We start from the raw sequence: 21,602 nt of genomic DNA on the forward strand, positions 1-21,602 counted from the left end.
AACGAGAAAGGGTGTAAGGGAAGGAGACTTGATATTCCCTCACAAGGTAGTTATAATATAATCTGATAAGAAGTGGAAAGGAAAAATTCAGCCCTTATATTTTGGATATTAGCTATCTTCTTTCTCCTCCTGGTATTGAGGGAGCCGCTCTCCCGTAACTTTGGAGGGGTAGAGAAATACGATTACAGCCAGTTCATTGAGAAGGTGAAGAACAAGGAGGTCCTTAAATGCGTGATAGGGCGAGGGGAAATAATTGGGGAGCTTAAGAACGGCACTCGCTTCACGACTAATTTCATTCCCGAGATAGCGGGGGCGGAGATGGAGAAGATTTTGCGAGAAAACGAGGTCCATTTCTCCTATAAAACCCCTATGCTCTCCGAAGGATGGCAAAATTTCATCTTTTTCATCCTTTTCCCTCTCTTATTTCTGATTTTCTTCTGGTCCTTCTTTTGGAGGGGTTTACAGGCGGGGAATAAGGAGGCTTTCACTTTCGCAAAAAGCAGAGCGAGAAGATACACCCCAGCAAATATTCCAAGAGTAACATTCAACGATGTGGCTGGCGCCGAAGAAGCAAAGCAAGAGCTACAGGAGGTCGTTGAATTCCTCAAAAATCCTCGCAAGTTCCAGGCTTTGGGGGCGAAGATACCTAAGGGGGTCCTTCTCTATGGACCGCCGGGGTGTGGGAAAACTCTTCTTGCGAGAGCTGTGGCGGGAGAGGCGAATGTGCCATTCTTCCATATATCAGGCTCTGAATTTGTGGAGATGTTCGTGGGAGTAGGTGCAGCAAGGGTAAGGGACCTCTTTGACCAAGCAAAAGCTAATGCCCCCTGCCTTATTTTCATAGACGAAATAGACGCAGTTGGAAGGCAAAGAGGAACTGGTCTCGGAGGCGGACACGACGAAAGAGAGCAGACCCTCAATCAGATACTAGCGGAGATGGATGGCTTTGATCCAAATATAGGTGTGATAGTTATAGCTGCGACTAATAGACCTGATGTTCTGGACCCTGCCCTCCTTAGACCGGGTAGGTTTGACCGCCACATTGTGATAGACCATCCCGATATCAAAGGGCGATTGGAGATTCTGAAAGTCCACGCAAGGAATAAACCCTTAGCGGAGGATGTTGACCTTGAACTCATCGCAAGGAGAACCCCTGGCTTTACCGGAGCGGATTTGGCGAACTTGCTCAACGAAGCAGCTCTTTTAGCTGCGAGGCAGGGGAAAAATAAGATAACAATGGCTGAATTAGAAGAGGCAATAGAGAGAGTTGTTGCTGGTCCGCAAAGGAAGAGCAGGGTGATAAGCGATAAGGAGAAAAAGCTTGTTGCCTACCATGAAGTTGGGCATGCCTTGGTCGCTAAAATGCTTCCCAATGCCAATCCCGTTCATAAAATATCAATTCTTCCCCGTGGCTTAGCACTTGGCTATACGCTTCAATTTCCCGAACAGGATAAATACATAATAACTAAATCTGAGCTTATGGATGAGCTTGCTGCTTTATTAGCTGGTAGGGCGGCGGAGGAGGTTGTTTTCGGTGAGACTACCACGGGTGCCCAGAACGATTTACAAAGGGCGACAGAGATCGCGAGAAAAATGGTCTGCGAGTTGGGCATGTCCGAGCGAATCGGTCCAATAACTTTGGGGAGAAGGCACGGAAACCCCTTCCTCGGAAGAGATATATTTGAGGATAGAAATTATTCCGATGAGGTTGCAAGGCTAATTGATGAGGAAGTGAAGAACTTTATAGAGACAAATTATAAGAGGGCGAAGGAAATCCTCCAACAGAACAGAGAAAAAATGGAGAAGCTCGTTGAAATCCTGCTTCAAAGAGAGACGCTGGAAAAAGAGGAGATAGACGAGATTCTTTCCGATGGCGAAAATCCTCAGCAGTCCGAACTTCAGTGAGGGAAACTCCAAAGAAATAATAGAGCAAATTCTTGCTCCGATAAGGGAAATAGAAGGAGTCAAGATAATTGATTATTCATCCGACCCCGACCACAATCGTTCAGTTGTCAGCCTCATCGGCGAGCCCCAACCGCTGCTCAAAGCCCTTCTTGAAGCCTCGCGCAGGGCTGTTGCCTTGATCAATTTAAACAATCATGAGGGAGAGCATCCACGCTGTGGGGCAGTGGATGTAATCCCTCTTATCCCACTAAAAGATATAAGCTTAGAGGAATGTGTTAGATATGCACATGATTTGGGCGAGCTGTTGGCAAAAGAGCTCCATTTGCCGGTTTATTTTTACGGTGAGGCGGCTCTCAAGGAGGAAAGAAGGGACCTATCGGATGTGAGGAAGGGAGGGATAGAGGCGATAAAGGAGGATATGAGAAATGGTAGGAGGTTGCCGGATTTAGGTCCTCCCCAGCCCCATCCTACCGCTGGTTGTGTGATAGTTGGAGTGAGAGATTTCTTAATTGCCTTCAATGTCAATCTTGCCTCTACAAATCTTGAAATCGCAAAGAAGATAGCCTCCTCGGTAAGGGAAAAGGGAGGGGGACTCTTAGGGGTTAAGGCTTTGGGAATAAACCTTGCCTCAAGGGGAATGGTTCAGGTTTCCATGAACATCACGATGCCCTTCAAAACCCCACTATACAGAGTTTATGAGCTGGTGAAAATTGAGGCAAGAAAATACGGTGTTGAAATAGATTCAGCGGAAATAATCGGTCCCGTTCCTTTGCAAGTCCTTATTGATACCCTCTCTTACTATCTTCCTCTTAAGGATTTCAAGCTTCAGCAAGTAATAGATATCCATATATAAAGGAGTGATTTTCCCCAGATGGATAAAGAGAAGATAGAGAAAGCGGTAAAGGAGATATTGATTGCTATAGGAGAGGACCCTGAAAGGGAGGGATTAAGGGAGACGCCGAGGAGGGTTTCTGAGGCAATGGAGGAACTTTTAGCGGGATATGAAAAGAAAGAGGAGGATTTCACGGTTTTTGAGACAGACTCTGAGGGGGTAGTCATCCTGAGGGATATCCCCATCTTTTCCTTCTGCGAGCATCATCTCCTGCCCTTTATCGGGAAGGCGCACATTGCCTACCTCCCAAATGGCAAGATAGCGGGTGTAAGCAAACTGGTGAGAACCGTTGAGAAATACGCAAGGAGATTGCAAGTGCAGGAGCGTCTAACAAAAGAAATAGCTGATGAGTTGATGGAAAGGCTTAATCCAAAGGGATTAATTGTCCTCATAGAAGCAGAGCATCTTTGTATGACATTAAGGGGAGTAAGAAGCCCTGGTTCAGTTGTTGTGACATACCAAGCAAGAGGAATATATGAGGACGAGTCCCTTTCTCGTTCCATTCTCTCGCTCTTCGGGAAATGAAGGGGATTAGGGTTCTAAAGCTGGATAGGAAGGGGTTAGTTGAGCAGATGAGGAGGGTGGGTGTTTCCGAAGGTGGAATTGAGAGAATGCTTGGGAAAGGAGAATTCCTTCAGATTTTCTTGCCCAAAGCACCCTATTTTCTTGCAAATATAATAAAGCAAAAGATGCTGGCATTAGGAGGGGAGAACGCGGTTAGTTGGGAGGCGGTAAAGGGAGGGGAAGGGGAGACGGATTGTCTTATTTTGGGCACGAGAAAACAGATAGAGGCGCTTATCGCCTATTTGAAGGAACAGCCCTTTTCTTCTATTAAGGAAGTAATCAGTGAAGTGGAGGATACATTGAGAAATATTGAAAGGGAAGAGTGGTTGCTACCTCTGCCACGCCATCCTTTCTCTCTTGGCAAAAAGCCTAAAATAATGGGGATACTCAATGTCACCCCCGATTCCTTTTATGATGGAGGCAGGTATAATGAATTAGAAAGGGCAATAGCGCGTGCGGAGGAGATGGCGGAGGAAGGAGCAGACATAATAGATATAGGCGGAGAATCAACTCGTCCCGGCTCGGAGCCGATTAGCGTTGAGGAAGAGATGAGAAGGGTATTGCCAGTTATAAAGGAGCTTGTGAAGAGGGTTGATTTGCCGATATCTATTGATACATATAAGTCCGAGGTAGCAAGAGCTGCTGTAGAGGAAGGTGCGGAGATAGTTAATGACATAAGCGCTATGAGATTTGACCAAAGGATGATTGAAGTGGTGAGGGAAAAGAGGGTAGCTGTGGTTTTAATGCATATGAAAGGGACGCCGAAGGATATGCAGATTAATCCATATTATGAGGATGTCGTTGGGGAGGTATATGACTTCCTGAGGGAGAGAGTTGAATGGGCGATGAAAAACGGAATAGACAGAGATTATCTCATAATAGACCCCGGGATAGGATTCGGGAAGAGGGTAATTGATAACATTGAGCTTATAAGACATCTTCCCGAGTTTAAATCGCTTGGTTTGCCGATTCTCATAGGTCCTTCCAGAAAGAGCTTCATTGGACACATCCTGGGTGGATTAAAGCCGGAGGAGAGGTTGGAAGGGACAGCTTCAGCTGTGGCGATTTCCGTAATGAAAGGGGCGAATGTCATAAGAGTGCACGATGTGAGAGAGATGAAGAGAGTAATAGAGGTAGCGTATGCAATAAAAGAAGGTCTTGCTGATTGAATATTTATCCGCTTCCCTGATACATCTTTATCCCCATAATCGCTATTAAAGTCCCGCACATTCCCATTACGAATAAATAGGCGATGTTTTTCAATAGAGAGACGAGATAACTGGCAATCTCGCTCGGCTCGCTCATCGGGATTGGGCGGGATAAGGAGGTGAGGGCGATGGCGAATGTGTAAACGAGAAGCGCTATGCCCAAAATGAACACGATAATCCCTAGGGTGGAGCTCGCAATCTTATGAGGATTCATTTTTCAAACCTCCTTCTTTTGGTCAAATAATGTAGAACAGCGGACATAAAAGATATGTGAGACCAGGTGAGGGGAGCTACTGAAAGCGGCTCGCCAGTTAGCGGGTGGACCTGCTCGGGGAGGATTCCCGTTGGTAGGGAATGCTCCTTAGCCCAGCGGAAAAATTTCTGGCAATCTTTTAATTCTTCCAAACTGTTTGCCTTTTCTATATGCCATTCGGCGAGCCACATCGTGCATATATACCAGGGATTTCCCGGTATGTTTTCTATATCTTCACTTTGGCGAAAATACCAATCGCCTTTATACCTGCTTAAACCACCTATTTTCGTTTTCACCCAGAGTTCCCTTTCAACTTCGCCGAGCAATGGTTCAAGTTTCCCTTCGGGCAAAGGGAGGATATTGAGAAGAGGAAGGAGAAATAGGCTTGAATCGGGAGTGTAATCCTTTTGCCAACCAGAAGGGGAGGGAAGGAGGCTTCGGCAAAGGTTGCCATTCTCAAAGAATGTCCTCAAGCCGCCCCAAATCTGCTGAGCTTTAGTAAAGAAATTCTTTGAGCTTTCCATATCGCCCATTGCGGAGGATAGTTCGGAGGCGGAGAAAAGAGAGAGGGAAGTAATGGCGGAGGTATAAAGGTGAATTCCTCGCCTTTCCTCCCAAATGTCCCAAGATGGACGAGGAAGATTTAGGTTTTCATCCAGATAATTGCTCATGAAATCGGCGGGCTTTTTCACGACTTCAGGATAAATATTTGAGAGGAATTCAATATCACCGAACTTCTTATAGTGTTGCCAAAGGGCATAGATGACCAAGGCGGTAGAATCTTGCTGGAGGGGTATTTCCCTTTCACCATTTATTATCCAAGGATGCCAACTTGAGCCGAGGGAGCCATCGGCGGAATACTTGTGCCAAAGGAAAGGGAGGTCTTTTGATAGAAGTTCTTGAATAAATAAGAAGAATCTTCTACTTATATCTATTTGTCCCAACTCATCCAAAACCATAACCGTGTAAGCGGAATCCCTTCCCCACATATAAGAATAGTGGGCACGAGCTGTTTGCATAATGTCGGAATCATTAGCTGCGATAATCGCTCCATTATTATCTATGTTGGTTCTAACTATCAAAGCGCTTTTGCGAAAAAGCTCGGAAATTTCGGAAGGCAAGTCAAGAAAATCAGGAAGAATGCTCCTTAGCCAACTATTCCAGTAAGCATAGGTTTCCACCAAAAGCTGATTTCCTTTTTGCTTCGCCAATTCGTTGAGTTTTGATACCTCTTCAAGAGAATGACCAACTGCCACCCATAGCAATGCCTTATTGTGGGGAGGATTTGGTTTAAGTTTTATGGAGAACGTGCTATCAACTGCTCCTTGTTCAATTGAGCGCATTGTTAGCTTCCCATCCTCGGCATCGCGCCAGGTTCCCTTTGTTCCTATGGAGAATTGAGCTATCTTCCCCTCGGGGAAGGTGCCGGAGACGAGGATATAAATGTCTCTTTTGAAGTGGATGATGGCGTCTAAAAAGGGGTTATAGAAGGCTGTGTCCCCAACATCTGTTTCCAGAAGGGAAAAATCGTTATGGAAGAATAGAGTTACTTCTTTTTCCCCTCTTAGTTCTAATTCTCGCAAGAAGATGTTGGAGAAAGGATGAACCGCCAATTTTGAGTAAATCTCCATCTCATTGGGGAGCTTGTAGTGGGCATACCCGACAAGTGTGTCTGGTTCATATCCGATTTCCCCTTTCCCATTATCATCCATCCAGAAAAGCTTTTCCCCGTCCCATAAGCCAATCCTGCACACATTTCCCATAATGTGATTGAACAACCCGACATAAGGAAAATAAAGGTCTCGCAATTGAGCGAACTTGTCAAGGCATACCAATAGGTTGCCGTTTCCCAAAACGAGGTGTCTTGCCATAATCTAATTTATTCTATCTTCTTCCTTTATTATTTGCCTCCCTTTTCTTTAAGCCAGAAAGTCTATCATCGCTTTGCTTGCGGAATTGGCGTAGCTTCTCCTCCAAGAGGGTGGATTTTTCGCTTGCTCTCTTTATAGAGAGCTCGAGCCTTCCCTTTTCATCATAACCTAAAACCCTGCATCGGACTTCTTCCCCAACTTTTAAGAAATTGTTTATGTTTTCCACGAACTCCTCTGCTATCTCCGATATGTGGACAAAGCCTCTCTTCCCGTTCTCCAGCAGCACGATGGCGCCTCTTGGAAGGATTTGCTTGACTTTTCCTTTGAGAACACTTCCTATTTCCGACATATTCTCGGCATTCCTCCAATTTATAAATTTTTAGTTTAGTAAGATTATATATTGCTTGAGAAAAAAAGCAAATCGCATTTGATAAAGAAATTTGCAACTTAGCGTGTTCTTTTTTTTCGCCCCAAATCCTACAAACATCATCAACTATATTTGTAATGATATGGGTTTTGCTAACAAAAAGCTTGCATACTTGTAGTCCATCTAATAAAATATAAAAAATCTCTTCGGAGGTGATTGCTTTGAAGAAATTGCTTTTGCTGTCTGTTGTGCTTCTCTGTGTCGTTGGTCTCTGGGCACAGGAGGAAGGCGGAAAAACCCTGATTTATTCGGGCAAGATAGGCATTTTCCGCCCCAGCGATTCCGATCTACGAGACGCGGTTGGCGGGAGCTGGTTCCTACTCGGCATAGACGCTGAATCCCCCGTTGCTCCAGATGCCTCTTGGGTATACTCGGTGGAGTATCTCCACAAGTCGGGCTCGGGCGGAACGGTAACCGAGATACCTCTTCTTGTGACCTGGAAGAAGACATCCGTTTCAGGCGAGCCACCTTTGTTCGGAGAAGCCCAGCCCCAGTACTATCCCTATCTTGGCGTTGGAGCAGGTCTTTATTATCTGAAGGCGGAAAGCGGCACAAGCGATAGCACTTGGAAGACCGGCTTTCATGTTCTCGTTGGAGCTCGCTTCAGCTCAAATATGTTCGCTGAGCTACGCTGGAACACAATCGGCAAATGGAGCGATACCGACTTCGGTGGTTATTCCTTGATATTCGGCATAAGGTTTTAAACAGGGGGTAATTGCCTAAATAGAAGTATTAGAGATATTTCGTAAATTAGAAGCTGTTAGGGAAGGGCATTTCCTGTTAGCCTCCGGGTTACACAGCCCTTTCTACTTTGATAAAATGAAGGTGCTGGCTAACCCGGAGGCAGCTTCTATTTTATGTAATAAACTGGCTGAGGAGCTGAAGGGGAAAGAATTTGAAATCGTTGTTGGTCCTTCGCTTGGAGGTGTGATAATCGCTTTTGAAGTGGCGAAATATCTCGGTCTTAAATGCGCTTTTGCCGATAGGGTAGGGGACAAAAGGGCTATTAGACCAAGGGAGATTTTAAAGGAAGGGATGAAGGTTGGATTGGTGGATGATATTTTGACAACGGGCAAATCCCTGAGAGAGACTTTATCCGCTTTGGAGGAATGCGGAGCAGAGGTGGTCATAATAGGTGTGCTCTTGGACCGCAGCGGTGGGGAAGCGGACTTAGGAATTCCCCTCGTTTCCCTTGCCTCAATGAAAGTAGAGGCATACAAGCCTGAGGAATGTCCCCTTTGCAAGAAAGGGATACCACTTGAGGTTTATGGAAGCGCTACGAGGAGGGGATGAGGAGAAGGAGGGAGACGTTTCCCTTCAAATAGCGCCTGACAATCTTCTTAACATCCCAGATATTTACGGTCTTAACTAACTTAGGGAACTTGTCTATGTAATCGTATCCTAATCCCATAGCTTCAAACCAGGCGAGGCTAAAGGAGAAGTTTTTCAGCTGGGCTTGGGAAAGAATGAAATCGCCAATCAGCTTGTTTTTCGCTTTCTCCAATTCATTTTGGTCAATATCGTCTAAGGAAGTAATTTCGTTCAGAATGGCTTCCTTTGCTTCTTCAACTCTTTGAGGGTCAACAGCAGCCCATACGAGCAGATGGCTCTTCCCGAGGAGGGGTGGATAAAGGGAGCCGAAGTCGTATGAGATTCCCATTCGCCAGCGTAGCGCCTTTGCAAGGCGGGAAGATGTTCCTTTCCCTAAAAGGGTATTAATTATCTCAAATACTGGGTAATCCTTGTAGTTCATCCCCGGAAGAGGAATACCCACAAAAAGATAGGCAAAAGGGGAAGCTCGCTCCATTACATCAACCTCCGAGCGGACGAGGGGGTAGAAGAAAGGATATGTAAGTCTAATTATTTCTCCTTTGGGGAAACTTCCTAATAAATCTTTTGCTATTTCTATGGTCTCCTCTGTTTCAACGTCTCCCGCTATTGCAACGAAAACATTTTGAGGTTGGAAGTATGATAGAAGAAGGTGGCGGAGCTCCTCCAAACTCAAGGATTGCAAGCTTTCCTTCGTTCCATTTATAAGCCTTGCATAGGGGTGATTTCTCCCATAAAGGCTTTCTCTTAAGCGAGCATAGGCGGATGTGAACGGACGTGAGCTGATTTCCTCTATTTCCGAAATGGCTTTCCTTTTCTCGCTCTCAAAGTCATATTCATCAAGAAGGGGTTGGAAAATAATCTCCCCTAACAATTTTAAAGCCTCTTTCAAGGAAAAAGCGGGACAGGTTATGGAGATAGACCAATAATTCTCGTTTATTTCTGTTTGTAAGTCTATAAGGTTTTCCTCCAAAATCTTCTCTATTTCGTCTTTTGTGTGATTTTTTGTCCCAAGTGGAATAAGCCGTATGAGGAGACTTGAGGCTCCTGGCGTTTTCTCCACTATGCTCCCTCCCTTGATAATAGTGGAAATGCTAACTAATTGACTGACTTCCCTTGGAGCGACGATTAGGGTGAGACCATTTTGGAAGGTGCGTTTGATGGGGGAGGTAAAGGCAAGGGACAGGAAAAGAAAAAGGGCGATAATTTTCTTCATTTCTTCGGTATGAGGGCTACGAAGCAGTAGGCATCAGGTCGGATATATTTATCCCAAGCTTCCTTGGTTTCCTGCAGAGTTATTTCCTCCACCATCCTGGGATAATCGCAGGCGAAGGAAAAGTCACAGATGCTCTCGTAGAATCCCAATATATGGGCTTGGTCAGCGTATGTCTCGCAGTTAAGGGCGTAGGAGAACAGAAGCCTTTGCTTAACTTTAGAAAGGATTTCCTCGCTTAGGTTTTTCTTTAGCTCCATAAGAGATTTCAAAACTTCCTCCCTGACATCCTCTATAACATTTCCCCAAGTTGAGGCATAAATGATGAAAACTGAGGGATATCTTTGGGTTAGGAAAAAGGAGCGAATTTCGGAGACCAGCCCTTTCTCCTTCAAAGAGGAGAATATCCAACTATCCTGAATGATTTGGTCAAGCAAATCAAACGCAACAACAGCTTTACCATCCTCAACGCTTGGAGCGGGAAAGCCGAAGGCTATATAGCTTCTAACTCCGCTTTCGCTAACTTGGGAAGAGGAGGGTTGATAATTCAAGGTAGAAGTGCGGATTTCATTCAGTTGAGGTTCAGGGTTTATGGTGGAGGGAGAAGAATTGTTTTCCCAATCGCCGAAGAAATGCTCAACCAATTGGAGAGCATTCTCCTCCTCTACTTTACCAACTATTATTATGCTGGCGAGGCTGGGGAGATAAAAACTTTTCCAGGCTGATAAGATATCATCCCTTCTTATTTTAGCAATGGTTTCCTCCCAGCCCGGAATAGGATAGCGATAGGGGTGTTGGGTGAACATCAAGCGGGATATTTCCCAGGCGCATTGCTGGAAGGGGTTGTTTGCTCCCTTTGCTTCCGCCAAAACTATCCTTTTTTCCCTTTCCATTTCTTTTTCATCAAATAAGGGATACCTTATGAGCTCGGATAGGATTTCCATCGCTTTTGGGAGGAATTGCGGTGTAATCTCTATTGAGAAATAAGTGAAATCCTGTCCTGTTTCAGCGCTTATCCTCCCTCCCATTTCCTCAATAGCTTCGTCTATGGCTCCTGGGGGATGATTCCTTGAGCCATCAAACAGCATATGTTCCAATAAATGCATAAGCCCTGGTTTATCTCCATCCCGCACAGAGCCTACTTTGAGCCAGAGTTGAAGAGAGACGAGGTCCAATTCGGAGCGTGGGAGAATAACGACACGCAATCCATTGGAGAGGGTCTTGACGCTAATTTTCTCCTTTTGAACAAAGGAGAAGGAAAGTGCGCAAAGAAATATTAGGAGGAATTGTTTTCCTTTGAAAATCATCCTGGTTTTCTTCAGATAGGGCTATTTAAATTATACTTTATGCTTCTTGAATCGTAAATCCGTAGAAGTAGAAAGAACTTGACTCCCTGTTCTTAGCCTAATATTTTTAAACATAAGAGGTGATGTTTTATGAAGCTTTTCATTGATACAGCAAATATAGCGGAGATAAGAGAAGCGGCTTCCTGGGGAATCATCCAGGGAGTAACGACGAATCCAACCCTTGTGAGCAAGGAAGGGCGTCCTTTCAGGGAGTTAGTGGAGGAAATTTGTTCAATAGTTAATGGACCTATAAGCGTTGAGGTAACGGCTACTGATGCAGATGGGATGGTGGAGGAGGGAAGGGAGATAGCGAAATGGCATAAAAATATCGTTTTGAAGATACCAATGGGGGTAGAAGGAATCAAGGCTGTGAAAAGGTTATCTCAGGAGGGAATTAAGACAAATGTAACCCTTATATTCTCTCCCAATCAAGCGCTCTTAGCGGCTGAAGCGGGAGCGACATTTGCGAGCATATTCGTGGGGCGTCTTGATGATATTGGTCATGATGGAATGGAGGTTGTGGAGAAATCCCTGAGAATTTATAAAAATTACGACTTCTCAACCGAGATATTGGTGGCGAGCGTTCGGCATCCAATCCACGTATTGAGAGCAGCGGAGATAGGGGCTCCTATCGCCACTGTTCCCTACAAAGTATTAGAATTAATGTTCAAGCATCCTTTAACTGATATCGGTTTGGAAAGGTTCCTCTCCGATTGGGAGAAGATGAAAGCTATAGAATCCCAGCGCTAATTGTACGGGGGAGTTTCATTACCTACCCGCAGATGCCCCTCCCATTGGCATAGGACCTTTCCCCATCATACCTCCTCCCATCATGCCTGGACCCATCATTGGCGCACTGCCTCCGCCACCTCCCATTGGCATAGGACCTTTGCCCATCATACCTCCTCCCATCATGCCTGGACCCATCATCGGTGCACCGCCTCCGCCACTTCCCATTGGCATAGGACCCTTCCCCATCATACCTGGACCCATCATGGGGGCGCCGCCTCCTCCAGGTGCATTCCCACCTCCCATCATTGCTCCGCCCATCATACCCGGACCCATCATCGGCATCATCGCGGGAGCGTTGCCTCCTGCCCCACCCACGGGAGCAACAGCGGTAGCTGGAGGTTTAGGTGAAAGCAAAACAACCGCTATGGTGGCGAGTAAGCAAACGATGAAGAATATAGCCGATGCCATAAGCATCTTATCGTTTTTCATACTCTATAACCTCCTTTTTCGGTTTTTCTATTATTTTACTACAATCAAAAGCATTGTCAATGGCGATGTTTTATAATAAATTTTTTCTATAATGACGCTGGATGATGCCCGGTTGAAAGAACTATTGGAAATAGCGAAAAAAGCGAGTGCCAATTCCTTTGCTCCTTTCTCCGATTTTCCTGTGGGTGCTGCCTTATTGACTTCAAACGGGGAAATCTTTGCTGGCTGTAATGTGGAGAATTCATCTTATGGGTTAAGCATATGCGCGGAGAGAGTAGCGGTATTTAAAGCAATATCGGAGGGAGAGAGGGATTTCCTCGCTCTCGCTATCTTCACACCAGTCATTTCCACACCATGTGGGGCTTGTCTGCAGGTCCTTTCTCAATTCGTTCGTTCTCCGGATGATTTCCTCATAATCTCCTCGGATAAGAAGGGAAATGTTGAGAAATGGACCCTTTCCCAGCTGTTTCCTTTACCATTTACTTTTTGATGAGCTTTATGTAATCTATCTCCACATTCGCACCTGCTGAATCAGTTGGGTCAAAGCGGATTTGTGTAATCTTGCCCATCCAGGCGGGATTAGTGGTTAAATCAAGTTCATAAATGTGGAATTGATTGTCCGCTATCAATCGAAAACGCTGGCTTGTGAACTCGCTGATTGGGAAGACATTCGTAGCCCAAAATACTTGACCACCGCTTCCCTTATCAACCTTCATCCTTATGATTATCTTTCCATAATCTTTAGCGTCAAGCATAACGGGAGGAAGATTGATCGCGGGGTCATTCGTTGAGGTCTTGAGGATTAAGCAGCCGTTCTCAACCTTGAACTCTCCTATCCCCATCATAGCTGACCAGCCTTCCAAACCCTCTTCAAAATCCCAACTATCCCTTGGAGGAGGCGATTCCGCTTCAACCAAGGGCAAGCCAATATCTTGGGGCACTAAATCAAGGTGCTCACCTTTCCCCAAGAAGACATCCCTCACCGCGTCAAGATAGGCAAATCCCCATTCTCTGCTTGGCTCTATATATGAACCTTCACCCCATTCGTTCCAAGCTTCAATTACGACGATTTTCCTCAGACCCCTTTTCTCCACGAAATCCTTAGCCTCCCGAAGATGTTTCTCAAATAAGGAAGGGGTTGAATTCGTCCTGACGAGTGTGTTTTGACCGTGCCAAGGTCTTGGGTCCCAGCCAGGAGATGTGGGAACAATCAAGTCGTATCCTTTATCCGCAATTCCTTGCCAAATGCGTGCGAATCCATTTATCATATCCTCATATGAAGCCCTTTTGTCCGTTGGTCCCGCTCCTGCCCAGGGGTAGTTATATCCAGTAACTGCGTCATATCCTTCTTCTTTCATAATCCTCAAATCCCAATCGGAATCGTGCATACAACCTATTATGAATAGACCGTTCAATCCTTCCTGCCTACAGAGCTCCCTCATTTTCTCAAAGCCTTCCTTAACTCCCTCAACGCCGAGGTCGTTGGTAAGCTGACGAGGTGTGAATATGAAGAGGGTTGGTTTGCCATCTATTTTCAGATAATTTGGCAGGTGGAAATAATTATCTATGCAAAATCTCGTTAGGTTGATGAGGTCTGGTATTGAGGATGTCTTGGGTGGGTTATGGTTTGCCCAGAGGAGGGAGAACTTCATAAGTTTTCCATAACGGGATTTGAGAAAGCCGTTATGGAGGGCGTGTTCCAACATCCTGCTTCCCTGCACCCAATACCAATCAAAGATGAAAAAGGTTATGCCGTGCTCAAGCGCCCATTTTATCTGCCAATCCATAACATAGGGCTCTCCCTCTTTATAAAAACCCAATAGCGGTTTGCGTCCCCAATTCTTAACGGGAAGCCAATTTGACGCACTTGGCCAGCCAGGGAAATAATAAACCCCTATCTCCCAATCGCTCGGAGTCACCTTCGGCTCAGGTGGATAATCCGAGGGAGAAAGGGGAGGGAGCTTTGTTATCTTTAATACAGAGGAAAGCTCTTGTCGGTTTTGGGCAAAGGATATTTTTGCTCCTACCTTGTATTCCCCAGCTTTCTCGCATACCACATCCCAGCTGAGAAATTCGGTATCACCGAAGGAGAATTTCGCTATTCTAACGGAAGGTTTTCCCTTTTGAAGCTTTAATTCCTTGGGAAGTTGTAATTCCACTTGAACATTCTCAATAGTTGTTCCTTTATTTTCTAATTGGAGGATAAGAGGAAAGGGCTTACCAGCTCTTGCGATGCCGTCAACGCCGAAGTATTTTATATGAATTTCTTCTCCCTTTGGGGTTACACCCACATTCACATCTCCGATTTCCCCTTCTCCCATGCAATTTCGGAGCAAAAGCATCACGGAGGAGACATCTCCAAACCAACCGGGAAAGAGATTGTAAAAGTGGGGTTTACCATCCATGATGAGGTCGAAGGCATAGCTTCGTCTTTCCTTTCCCTCTTGAAAGACTATCTCCCCGAAGCCATTTGGATTTGAGGATTTGAGACGCAGGCGGAAGGAAAGGAGAGGGGCTTCCGTTCCCTTAAATGGAGGGACGGGAAGGAGGAGATTGGCTTCCTTGGAGGTTATCTGAAAGGTTAGAGCCTTATCAGTTGATTTCTTCACGTTTAAACCTCCGAAAATAAGCCATTGACCTTCTGGCGTGGGCTGAATTTCCTTGATTTTTATATATTCAATCTGGAAATAAGCTCCATCGGGAGGGTCAAGGCGCAGATGGATTATCTTCTCTTCTCCTCCCCAGAAAGGGAGAAGGCGATATACGTGTAAGAGGTTGTCGCCTTTCACATAAAAATCGTTTACTTTCTCCGGGCGGAATCCTCCGTAAGGTTCTTCCAGGGTGCCTGACCAGAAAAGCTGGGCTAACCCATCCCTATCGCTTTTCATTTTAATCTCAACTACTTGGCGATTATTTGCTTTTATCTCGAAAAGGGGGCTGAAAATTTGGGGGTCGCTGCCAACGCATTTGCCAGTTAAGTATTTACCTTCTACCTTTAAATCGCTGATGCTTTGATTTGCCCTCCAATCTTTGAAAGCGGCGGATTCAAAGGAGAGGAGGGTTATTTCCTCTCCCAGTGCAAGGAAGGATAGGAGGAGAAGAAGGGGGATTATTTTGCCCATTTAAATCACCTCTCTTTTATCGTCAAATCTATAGGTTGGAGCATATCTACAATGCCATTTACAATACGATATCTACGCCCGCAACCCAAGCAGATGAGCTCTTCCTTTCCAAGATAGAGGTCTGAAAAGCAAACGGGACAGCGCAGAATTCGTATCAGTCTCTCGTAGTTATTCATTTTTTTAAATTTAGTCAAAAGGAACAGGTAAGTCAATCCATTGTATAATTCCATAACATTTGGGACTCCTTTGGTTATTAAATTCGTCTATATCCGTTGAGTCCAGCGGGTATACATCTATGAAATATTCTTGGATAGTTCTCTGGAATCGCTCCACATAGCCGTTCTCTTGCGGTCTCTTTGGATGGGTGTAGAAATGGATAATACCCTTATTCCTGAGAAAATCTTCAAATTCTCCCGCGAACTCACTCCCGTTATCCGTTTGAACACACCCCGGAGGGAGGGGGATAACCAAATCTTGAGACAACATCTATACCACTAATGAGGAACATCTTTACGCCATTGAGGAAAATCACGATTGAGTCAATCTGGACTAAATCTCCGGGACATTTGGGGTAAAAATTGCCTCTTCTTAGCTTTTTCTCTCTTTTCCTTTTCCTTATAACCAATTTCCCTGTTTTCCCGTAGAGGGAAACCTTTACATTTGGGTCTAATATTTCCCTTTTATCCTTTAGCCATTTTATAATCCTCGCTATTGTGGAAGCTGAGGGAGCTTTTATTCCTGTCTCTTTGCAAAACATATCCAACTCCTTCTTTAAAGGAACCTGACCTAAACGAGGACATTCTTCTCTTCTATCCTTTTATATTGTATCACTCTTATATCCCAGTTTCTTTTTCTTGGATTTTTAGGTCTTCTTGAGAGAGGTCGGAGCGCTGCGGGGTTATAACCTGAGTCTTTGTATATCTTTAACTTAACTATATCTTCTCCTTTCAAATCTCTCCTCTTATCTATATATTCCAATATCTTTTTGAAATTATTCAGATGGGCGCCTTTCCTCCAGAAATAATTTATTTGGGAAAAGATAGCGATTATTAAGAAAACGCGAAAAGATACATAAGGTCCTCCGAGAAGGAAAAGACAAGGGTACTTAATGATTTATGCCATACCTTCCATCTGAGGAGAAGTTATATCGCCCAGTTTTCAAGAATGTATGGGAGAGAGAATACACAAAAGGAAAAAAGATATATACCGCCGAGCTTGTCTCTTTTCTTGAAAAGATTTGGCAAACCTCTGGTTATATCTCCTTCGAGCATCTCTACCATTACATAAAGCATAACACAGACAAGCTTTTTGATAGTATAGAAAAATTTACAGTCATTTCGTCGCACTTTGCTTTTAAGGTCCTAGCTATTAAAAGTATTATATTAGGGCATAGAAGGGGTTCACCGCCATAAAACGATATGTTCAACGCCTTGTATCTGCCCCCCTCCAGCTGATTTATTATCCAGTCGCAGACTTTTAAAGCGAAAGCTTTACCCATCTTCGTGGACGGCCTTGATTCCCCTTCGTAGCAATATGGGCACGCCATATTACACTCGTATGTCGGAAGTATTGTAACGCTTAACGTGTTCCCTGTAAATTTACTTCTCCAAAACAAAGTTTTTACCAGGGCTAACTCGTCTACTTCCTTGGAGACTATCAAATTGTTTTCCTCCAATTCCCGTATCACCTCAGGTTCAAGGGAATCTAAATTCCCTTCCTGAAGCGCTTTTGCCACCTCTTTGTTTATAAAGTTTATAAATGCGATAGTCTTTGATAAAGTATTAAAAACCAAATAACCTTATATGAAAACAATTTTTCACCTTCCCCTTCGAGGGTCGTAAATTTAACTACTAATAATAGAGACTCCTAAGAACTTTATAATTCTTAGTTTCCTACGGCCTAACATATACTTGCGCAATTAGCGTAATTTCTGCATAGGCTACAAAATTGTGACACCTCAAACCTTCTTACAACAGTTGCTCTAAAGGCTTGGGACCTTAAAATCTCTTTGCCAGTATCAACAGCATCCAACTACGTAACATACATTTTGCAATCGCCGTGATTTGTACATCGGCTACAGTATTGTTGACATTCCAACGCGTTCTCATATCGCAGCTGCTCTAAAAACTTGCTTTTTTCAAGTATGATCACTTTCATTCTTTCACCCCCTTTCCTTGCTTTGAAAGGAAAGCCTCCCATCTTGTATGGAAATGTTTTTTGAAGAAACCGTTTTCCAATATGAGGGGCATAGAAGCACCTTTTGGACGCTTGGCAAAAATTATATAGTCCGTCGCCCCACCAAGAGAAAGCGCTTCCTCAATAAGCTCGCTATCAAAGGAAAATATAATTAACAAAAATTTATCCTGATTAAGAGGATTGGGACTAATAGAAATCACACCAATTTCCCTCCCCTTATAAACCCTATTTCCAACCCGTATCACCTCTTTTTCTATATTGATCGGCAAATAATCTTTAAAAGATTCCAATATTCTGTTAGAGGGGTCGCAGCTAATCAAGATTATGTTATTCTCCTCCAAGTCCTTATGAGAGATTTCCACAGCCTTTCTGAAAGTAGGCGAACCTACTTCCTGTAATGCGACAGACGCCCATCGTTTAGCTAACTCTTCACACTTGAGTGTTCCCTGTTGGTTGGTTTGTGTCTCATAGATAAGCAACACATTTCCTTTTGCCCAATCCTCTGTAAAGTCTTCATAAATAGAATTTATGGGGCCAATTACCCTAGCTTTAGCTTTGGTTTCGAGCTTAGCCGAGATAGTAGGGGTTTGAAATATATCTTTGATACTAGCAAGTAGACATTCATAAATAGGATACCATGCATCAACGCGAGGGATATTTTTTATTGCTCTTTCCAACATGACGATGGAATCTCGGAAGTCGCTTATTTGCAAATAACAATTGCAAATCCCAATCAGTGCGAGGTTATAAATTTGTTCTCCAGGGGCGGAGCGCTGTAAAATTTTCTTATAGCAATTAAGCGCGGATGAGAAATCGAGCTTATGCTCGTAACAGCGAGCCATAAACCACAGAATTTCTTTGTGTATTTCATCAGGCAATTTGTTGCTCTGTGATTCTTTTAAGATAGATTCGTATGTTTGCAACGCTAAATCGTATTCCGCTTTAGCATATAATTCCTTGGCCTTGGAAAGCGATGCGATATACCAACGCTTTTGGTTTTCTACTTCGTCTAAATTTAATGTTAATGCTTCGCCAGAGAAAGGAACCCACTCCTTTGGTGAAACTTTCCAGAAGTAGCCTTCCTCAATCACATCTATTCCTAACCTATCCGAACGAGAGGATGTAAAGACTATATAATCGGAGTATCCATAGAAAATAGAGGAAAGTCCTGTTAGCAAGGAAGGATCAAAAGCACAGTAAACTAAAACGAATTTTTGGGGGTTATAGGGAGAAGGAGCAATCATAATAACACCCAGACGTTCTCCCATATAAGTACGATTAGCCACCACTATTCTCTTTTCTTCAATTTTTATTGGCAAGCTGTCCTTTAACATAGCTAAGATTTTGTTGGACGATGGCGTACCAATTAGCACTAAGTCCTTTTCTTTCAAATCCTCAATATTAACCTCACTGTCAGGCTTCAAAGCAACAGGCAAGGAAGCTCTATATAGTCTCAAACTTTCCCCTAGATTTTTGTAAATGTTCTTGACTGATTCATCGCATTGGGTCCCGTAGACTATTGTAACCCTTCCCTTCCGAAAGTCCACTTTGAACTCTACATCCGTGACCGAGAAACCCTCAAAAATACCAGTAGGTCCGAGCACATCTATAATAACCTTGCTTCCATGTTCAAGTTCTGAATTTAAATGAGGCTTGATAACATCCTTATAACTTTTTAGCAATCTTTTGGCTACGATAGACCAAAAATTCCAATCTCTCCCTGGCACTTTGCTTTCAGCTATTTCCTCCCACAATTTGTAAGTCTTTGCCAAATCCCCCATTTGTAAATAACAATAGGCGATTCTTAATTTTAAATATTGATAGCTATCCCTTGCCAAGACAATTTCTGGAGATAACTGCCGAATCGGTTTCTCTATATATTTCTGTAATACAGTGGTTTTCTTTTTAAGAACTTCTGAATAAGCGCCTATAGCCGCAGGATAATCTAATTTATGTTCGTAGCACCTACCTATATACAGCAATGCCTCGGCCTCTATATCATCTAACCCAATGTCTTTATATTTCTGTGATAATTCTTTAAAAATCTCCAATGCAAGGTCATATTTTCCTAAATCAAAATACCTCCCCCCTAAACCCAGAAGAGCCAGTGGTCTCTGGTCAATATGGCGATCCGCTACTTCTTTATACTTTTCAAGTGCTTCCTCGCACTCGCCTAATAAATCTAATGCATAAGCCTGATTTAATCCAGCCCTACTTAAAAACCAGTCCCCCTTATTTGCGGCTTCCAATGACTTCATCGCATAGGAAAGCGATTCCTTGTAGTTTCCCTCTTCCTTGCAAATCTCACTTAGCCAGTAGTTTGCCTCCCCTTTAAAGAAGGGGAAATCCTTCTCCACTTTCTCCGCTATGTATTTCGCCTTCTTGTAATCCTTCATCTTTATACTGCATTCAACCTGTCTAAAAAGAGCCCAAGGCTTTAATGGGCTATAAATTTCCCCCATCGTTTCATAAATCTCCCTCGCCCTTGCATAGTTGTTTTTATCCTCCTCCGCCAAAGCTATCTGTAAATAAGCCTCAAATGTGAGCGGGTTGCCAGGATATTCGCTGATGAAGGCATAGTAGGGAGAAGCTATACCATCCTCCACAGTGGATGAAATTGGGAAGGAGAGGGAATATAATCTAACTGCATCATATAAAACAGTGCCGGTTATCTCCTTATCCACCCGCAGGATGATTTCTCCCCTCGTTGCTCCCTTCGGTGGCAATGCATAGAGGAAAATGGGCTCCCATCCCTCACTATCAGGATTGACAAAATATGGGGAACGAGAGTTGCCCAGCCATCCCTTTTCCCCGTACCAAGCAATTGAGAGGTGTATCCTTCCCGAGGCGCCCTTCGTTTTCAGATAAGCTTCGCAGTAAAACCAAGTGTAATCGTTTTGATATTCGGCGAAGACGGGAAAGGATTGGCTTCTCCATCCCGTTGACCAATCAGTCTTACGCAAGCCGGCTGAGCGAATTCCATCAAAAGCTTCACCCGACCAGAAGAATTCCCCCTTCCCCCATCTATCCCAATGGCTTGGATAATTCCCCTCACCTTCCTCAAATGATGAATTGCTGATTGGTATCTGATGCCAATCCTTGGAAAACATCTCCCTTCCCGGGAAACTAGCCTTTTGAGAAAAAGCAATCTCCAAGCTTATCAAGAAAACAAGCAAAAGAGAAAAAGACTTATAACTTCTCATCTCTTATGCTCCTTCCCTTATTATATAGACGCTATTTTTAAGGATTTTATTTATTCCTCCTGAAAAAATCCTTCCAATTTTTTCTTAACTATCTCCTTTATTCTCTTACATTGGGAGCAAACCGTTCCTATAGCCTTGCCAAGCTCCTTCGCAGTTTCCGGTATGGATTTGCCCTCTATGAATATCCTTACCCCTACCTCCCTTAACTTCGGGGGAAGCTCCCCTATTATCTTTCTCACCTCTTCCCTCAAAGCTTCCCTTTCAATCTCCTCCTCCAAATCTTCACCGGCTTCGCTCTCCTCATAATCATACCACTCCAGCACCTTAGAGGGGTTTCTTCTAAACCAATCAGCTATGACACTGTTAGCCAGCTTCTTCCTCAACCAGTTGTCAAACCTCCCTCTACCAGCGAATCCTCTAATCTTATTAAAAAGACGAAGAAGAAATTCTCCCTTAACATCTTCTACATCCTCTTTGGGAACCTTCCACTCAATTATCCGCGCCGCTATCATAAGACTTCTTTCCGCTATGCATTCAGACCCCTCTTCGCCCTTTTTAAAAGAACACCAATTATATACCGCTCAATTTTCCCTTCTTCCCAATCTTCCCCTACCGTCATTTTGATTTCTTCCTCGGTTAAGGGGTCCAATTTCCATTCAGAGAGGATTTCCTCCAAGTTAGCCATAACGACCCCCTTTGTAGTCCTCGCCGAAACTAGCGCAATAGCCGAAGAGAGAGAAATTCACCGTTTTCTCCCTTTCAAAAATTTTTTGGTAGCGTTTTCTTCATTGCGGATATGCTTTTACTTAACATTTTATAACACAGACTCACAAAAATAACCCCACTTCTTAA

Annotated in this window: 22 protein-coding genes; 8 read left to right on the forward strand and 14 right to left on the reverse strand. The window is 44.0% G+C overall.

Annotated elements, in window-relative coordinates:
* The first annotated feature begins 72 nt into the window (after window positions 1–72).
* Genes H5T88_00865 through folP form a run of 4 tightly spaced genes read left to right on the forward strand, consistent with a single transcriptional unit; the run spans window position 73 to window position 4,530 of the window.
* Window positions 73–1,905 carry an ATP-dependent metallopeptidase FtsH/Yme1/Tma family protein gene (locus tag H5T88_00865; GenBank protein ID MBC7328889.1) on the forward strand — a complete coding sequence of 611 codons (1,833 nt, stop codon included), beginning with the start codon at window positions 73–75 and terminating at the stop codon, window positions 1,903–1,905.
* A complete protein-coding gene (gene ftcD / locus H5T88_00870) occupies window positions 1,871–2,758 on the forward strand; it encodes a glutamate formimidoyltransferase (protein ID MBC7328890.1) in 888 nt (295 codons plus the stop codon). Before H5T88_00865 ends, ftcD begins: the two co-directional genes overlap by 35 nt.
* A gap of 18 nt (window positions 2,759–2,776) precedes the next feature.
* Entirely contained in the window at window positions 2,777–3,322 is a 546-nt protein-coding gene (folE, locus tag H5T88_00875) for a GTP cyclohydrolase I FolE (GenBank protein ID MBC7328891.1), read from the forward strand.
* Window positions 3,319–4,530 carry a dihydropteroate synthase gene (gene folP, locus H5T88_00880; protein MBC7328892.1) on the forward strand — a complete coding sequence of 404 codons (1,212 nt, stop codon included), beginning with the start codon at window positions 3,319–3,321 and terminating at the stop codon, window positions 4,528–4,530. Before folE ends, folP begins: the two co-directional genes overlap by 4 nt.
* 4 nt (window positions 4,531–4,534) lie before the next feature.
* Here folP and H5T88_00885 read toward each other — a convergent pair whose 3' ends face one another.
* The 3 genes from H5T88_00885 to H5T88_00895 are packed head-to-tail and all read right to left on the reverse strand — an operon-like array spanning window position 4,535 to window position 7,042.
* Window positions 4,535–4,783, reverse strand: a complete 249-nt coding sequence (locus H5T88_00885) for a hypothetical protein (protein ID MBC7328893.1) — start codon at window positions 4,781–4,783, stop codon at window positions 4,535–4,537.
* On the reverse strand, window positions 4,780–6,693 hold the full coding sequence (locus tag H5T88_00890; GenBank protein MBC7328894.1) for a glycoside hydrolase family 15 protein: 1,914 nt from the start codon (window positions 6,691–6,693) through the stop codon (window positions 4,780–4,782). Before H5T88_00890 ends, H5T88_00885 begins: the two co-directional genes overlap by 4 nt.
* A gap of 13 nt (window positions 6,694–6,706) precedes the next feature.
* Complete coding sequence (locus tag H5T88_00895) at window positions 6,707–7,042, reverse strand: S1 RNA-binding domain-containing protein (GenBank protein ID MBC7328895.1); 336 nt, start codon at window positions 7,040–7,042, stop codon at window positions 6,707–6,709.
* A 239-nt stretch (window positions 7,043–7,281) separates the two neighbouring features.
* On the opposite strand from H5T88_00895, the gene H5T88_00900 reads away from it, so the two are divergent.
* Window positions 7,282–7,824, forward strand: coding sequence for a hypothetical protein (locus tag H5T88_00900; protein ID MBC7328896.1), 543 nt, complete (start codon window positions 7,282–7,284; stop codon window positions 7,822–7,824).
* Window positions 7,825–7,843: 19 nt separating this feature from the next.
* Window positions 7,844–8,413 (forward strand): orotate phosphoribosyltransferase, encoded by a 570-nt coding sequence (locus tag H5T88_00905; GenBank protein MBC7328897.1) that lies wholly within the window; start codon window positions 7,844–7,846, stop codon window positions 8,411–8,413.
* Here the strand turns inward: H5T88_00905 and H5T88_00910 are convergent.
* Window positions 8,397–9,665 carry an insulinase family protein gene (locus tag H5T88_00910; GenBank protein ID MBC7328898.1) on the reverse strand — a complete coding sequence of 423 codons (1,269 nt, stop codon included), beginning with the start codon at window positions 9,663–9,665 and terminating at the stop codon, window positions 8,397–8,399. The genes H5T88_00905 and H5T88_00910 overlap by 17 nt on opposite strands.
* On the reverse strand, window positions 9,662–10,969 hold the full coding sequence (locus H5T88_00915) for an insulinase family protein (GenBank protein ID MBC7328899.1): 1,308 nt from the start codon (window positions 10,967–10,969) through the stop codon (window positions 9,662–9,664). The genes H5T88_00910 and H5T88_00915 overlap by 4 nt, the downstream gene beginning before the upstream one ends.
* A gap of 129 nt (window positions 10,970–11,098) precedes the next feature.
* Between H5T88_00915 and fsa the strand changes: the two genes are divergently transcribed.
* Window positions 11,099–11,758 (forward strand): fructose-6-phosphate aldolase, encoded by a 660-nt coding sequence (gene fsa / locus H5T88_00920; GenBank protein ID MBC7328900.1) that lies wholly within the window; start codon window positions 11,099–11,101, stop codon window positions 11,756–11,758.
* 18 nt (window positions 11,759–11,776) lie between these two features.
* Here the strand turns inward: fsa and H5T88_00925 are convergent, their stop codons facing one another.
* On the reverse strand, window positions 11,777–12,229 hold the full coding sequence (locus H5T88_00925) for a hypothetical protein (GenBank protein MBC7328901.1): 453 nt from the start codon (window positions 12,227–12,229) through the stop codon (window positions 11,777–11,779).
* A 91-nt stretch (window positions 12,230–12,320) separates the two neighbouring features.
* Here H5T88_00925 and cdd point away from each other — a divergent pair, with 91 nt between their 5' ends.
* A complete protein-coding gene (gene cdd, locus H5T88_00930; protein ID MBC7328902.1) occupies window positions 12,321–12,719 on the forward strand; it encodes a cytidine deaminase in 399 nt (132 codons plus the stop codon).
* Here the strand turns inward: cdd and H5T88_00935 are convergent.
* From H5T88_00935 to H5T88_00970, 8 genes are all read right to left on the reverse strand, one after another.
* Window positions 12,709–15,351 (reverse strand): glycoside hydrolase family 99-like domain-containing protein, encoded by a 2,643-nt coding sequence (locus tag H5T88_00935; protein MBC7328903.1) that lies wholly within the window; start codon window positions 15,349–15,351, stop codon window positions 12,709–12,711. The two genes, cdd and H5T88_00935, sit on opposite strands and share 11 nt — an antisense overlap.
* Window positions 15,352–15,356: 5 nt before the next feature.
* Entirely contained in the window at window positions 15,357–15,527 is a 171-nt protein-coding gene (locus H5T88_00940) for a Trm112 family protein (GenBank protein MBC7328904.1), read from the reverse strand.
* 10 nt (window positions 15,528–15,537) lie between these two features.
* Window positions 15,538–15,834, reverse strand: coding sequence for a transposase family protein (locus H5T88_00945; protein MBC7328905.1), 297 nt, complete (start codon window positions 15,832–15,834; stop codon window positions 15,538–15,540).
* Window positions 15,782–16,108, reverse strand: a complete 327-nt coding sequence (locus H5T88_00950; GenBank protein ID MBC7328906.1) for a hypothetical protein — start codon at window positions 16,106–16,108, stop codon at window positions 15,782–15,784. The genes H5T88_00945 and H5T88_00950 overlap by 53 nt, the downstream gene beginning before the upstream one ends.
* A gap of 522 nt (window positions 16,109–16,630) precedes the next feature.
* Complete coding sequence (locus H5T88_00955; GenBank protein ID MBC7328907.1) at window positions 16,631–17,086, reverse strand: 4Fe-4S cluster-binding domain-containing protein; 456 nt, start codon at window positions 17,084–17,086, stop codon at window positions 16,631–16,633.
* A 418-nt stretch (window positions 17,087–17,504) separates the two neighbouring features.
* Window positions 17,505–20,750 carry a tetratricopeptide repeat protein gene (locus tag H5T88_00960; GenBank protein MBC7328908.1) on the reverse strand — a complete coding sequence of 1,082 codons (3,246 nt, stop codon included), beginning with the start codon at window positions 20,748–20,750 and terminating at the stop codon, window positions 17,505–17,507.
* Between the two features lie 50 nt (window positions 20,751–20,800).
* On the reverse strand, window positions 20,801–21,262 hold the full coding sequence (locus H5T88_00965; protein ID MBC7328909.1) for an RNA polymerase sigma factor: 462 nt from the start codon (window positions 21,260–21,262) through the stop codon (window positions 20,801–20,803).
* 14 nt (window positions 21,263–21,276) lie between these two features.
* Window positions 21,277–21,435, reverse strand: a complete 159-nt coding sequence (locus H5T88_00970) for a hypothetical protein (protein MBC7328910.1) — start codon at window positions 21,433–21,435, stop codon at window positions 21,277–21,279.
* Window positions 21,436–21,602 lie beyond the last annotated feature (167 nt).

It is taken from the genome of bacterium (assembly GCA_014360495.1).
GTDB lineage: Bacteria > Armatimonadota > JACIXR01 > JACIXR01 > JACIXR01 > JACIXR01.

What these genes read in the sequence shown, in the direction of transcription:
- ftcD (MBC7328890.1), top strand. Translation starts at nt 1,871, where the DNA reads ATGGCGAAAATCCTCAGCAGTCCGAACTTCAGTGAGGGAAACTCCAAA.
- folE (MBC7328891.1), top strand. Translation starts at nt 2,777, where the DNA reads ATGGATAAAGAGAAGATAGAGAAAGCGGTAAAGGAGATATTGATTGCT.
- folP (MBC7328892.1), top strand. Translation starts at nt 3,319, where the DNA reads ATGAAGGGGATTAGGGTTCTAAAGCTGGATAGGAAGGGGTTAGTTGAG.
- H5T88_00885 (MBC7328893.1), bottom strand. Translation starts at nt 4,783, where the DNA reads ATGAATCCTCATAAGATTGCGAGCTCCACCCTAGGGATTATCGTGTTC.
- H5T88_00890 (MBC7328894.1), bottom strand. Translation starts at nt 6,693, where the DNA reads ATGGCAAGACACCTCGTTTTGGGAAACGGCAACCTATTGGTATGCCTT.
- H5T88_00895 (MBC7328895.1), bottom strand. Translation starts at nt 7,042, where the DNA reads ATGTCGGAAATAGGAAGTGTTCTCAAAGGAAAAGTCAAGCAAATCCTT.
- H5T88_00910 (MBC7328898.1), bottom strand. Translation starts at nt 9,665, where the DNA reads ATGAAGAAAATTATCGCCCTTTTTCTTTTCCTGTCCCTTGCCTTTACC.
- H5T88_00915 (MBC7328899.1), bottom strand. Translation starts at nt 10,969, where the DNA reads ATGATTTTCAAAGGAAAACAATTCCTCCTAATATTTCTTTGCGCACTT.
- fsa (MBC7328900.1), top strand. Translation starts at nt 11,099, where the DNA reads ATGAAGCTTTTCATTGATACAGCAAATATAGCGGAGATAAGAGAAGCG.
- H5T88_00925 (MBC7328901.1), bottom strand. Translation starts at nt 12,229, where the DNA reads ATGAAAAACGATAAGATGCTTATGGCATCGGCTATATTCTTCATCGTT.
- cdd (MBC7328902.1), top strand. Translation starts at nt 12,321, where the DNA reads ATGACGCTGGATGATGCCCGGTTGAAAGAACTATTGGAAATAGCGAAA.
- H5T88_00935 (MBC7328903.1), bottom strand. Translation starts at nt 15,351, where the DNA reads ATGGGCAAAATAATCCCCCTTCTTCTCCTCCTATCCTTCCTTGCACTG.
- H5T88_00940 (MBC7328904.1), bottom strand. Translation starts at nt 15,527, where the DNA reads ATGAATAACTACGAGAGACTGATACGAATTCTGCGCTGTCCCGTTTGC.
- H5T88_00950 (MBC7328906.1), bottom strand. Translation starts at nt 16,108, where the DNA reads ATGTTTTGCAAAGAGACAGGAATAAAAGCTCCCTCAGCTTCCACAATA.
- H5T88_00960 (MBC7328908.1), bottom strand. Translation starts at nt 20,750, where the DNA reads ATGAGAAGTTATAAGTCTTTTTCTCTTTTGCTTGTTTTCTTGATAAGC.
- H5T88_00965 (MBC7328909.1), bottom strand. Translation starts at nt 21,262, where the DNA reads ATGATAGCGGCGCGGATAATTGAGTGGAAGGTTCCCAAAGAGGATGTA.
- H5T88_00970 (MBC7328910.1), bottom strand. Translation starts at nt 21,435, where the DNA reads ATGGCTAACTTGGAGGAAATCCTCTCTGAATGGAAATTGGACCCCTTA.